This window comes from Streptomyces sp. NPDC058685 (genome assembly GCF_042714725.1).
Taxonomy (GTDB): domain Bacteria; phylum Actinomycetota; class Actinomycetes; order Streptomycetales; family Streptomycetaceae; genus Streptomyces.
In genome coordinates, this window is record NZ_JBHXSL010000117.1 from 1 (window position 1) to 1,051 (window position 1,051).

1 protein-coding gene is annotated in these 1,051 nt (G+C 65.8%); it reads right to left on the minus strand.

Features of this window, described 5'->3' with window-relative positions:
• On the minus strand, positions 1 to 1,051 hold a 1,051-nt coding region (locus tag ACFWU3_RS36450; RefSeq protein ID WP_384445902.1), incomplete at both ends, for a hypothetical protein.

Here is a 1,051-nt window from a genome sequence, read left to right on the forward strand (position 1 = left end):
GAGCAGAGCTTGGCGAGCACCTGCGGGTCCTGGACGTCGAGCCAGTCGCAGAACTGCCGGAAGGACACGAGCCGTACGTCCTTCTTTCCGGCCATGCCCTTGATCGCCTCCTCGACGGCGTCCATGTAGATGCCGCCGTTCCACTGCTCGAAGTGGTTGCCTATGAAGAAGGGCGCGCGATTGGTCTCGTAGGCGCGCTTGAATCCTTCGAGGTACGCCTTGGTGGCCTGCTTCTTCCAGCGCGGGTAGTTCTCGGGCATGCCCTTGGTCGAATTCTGCGACTGGTTGGCGAGGATGTTGTAGTCCATCGAGAGGACTTCGAAGGAGCGGCCGGGGAAAGGTATCTGCTGGAGCGGCAGGTCCCACAGACCCTTGCGCTTCTCCGGCCACTTCTGGCGGCCGCCGGGCGAGCTGGCGTCGTAGCGCCAGCCGAGCTTCTTCGCCGTCGGCAGCAGCCGGTCCTGTCCGAGCAGACAGGGGGTGCGGGCGCCGACGAGTTCCTTGCGGTAGTCGAAGGGCAGCGGGTCGAGATCCTTCCAGCCGCTGTTGGTGCGCCATTGGGTGACGAACGACACAGCCTGCTCCGTCTCGTTCTCCCAGTCGGCGGGCGACCAGTTGCCGACCGATCCGGAGCCCGCGCAGAAGTGCCCGTTGAAGTGCGTGCCTATCTCATGGCCCTCCAGCCAGGCCTGGCGCACGTACTTCAGCGTCTCCTTGATGTGGTCGTCGGTGAGGTAACCGATGTCGGAGGCGCCGGTGGCGTTGTTCGGCGGGCGGTAGAGGGACTTCTTCGACTCGGGCAGCAGATAGATCCCGGAGAGGAAGAACGTCATGGCCGCGTCGTGGTTCTTGGCCAGTTCGAGGAAGCGGGGGAAGAGGCCGTTCCCGACCTCACCGGCGCCGTCCCAGGAGAAGACGACGAACTGCGGGGGCGTCTGTCCCGGTTCGAGGGGGACCGGCTTCGCCGGCTGGTGCGGCTGCGCCCCGGTGTCGGAGGTGGAGCCGTCACCTATGAGCCGGGCCTGGCTCTCGGACGGCGACGGCTTTCCCG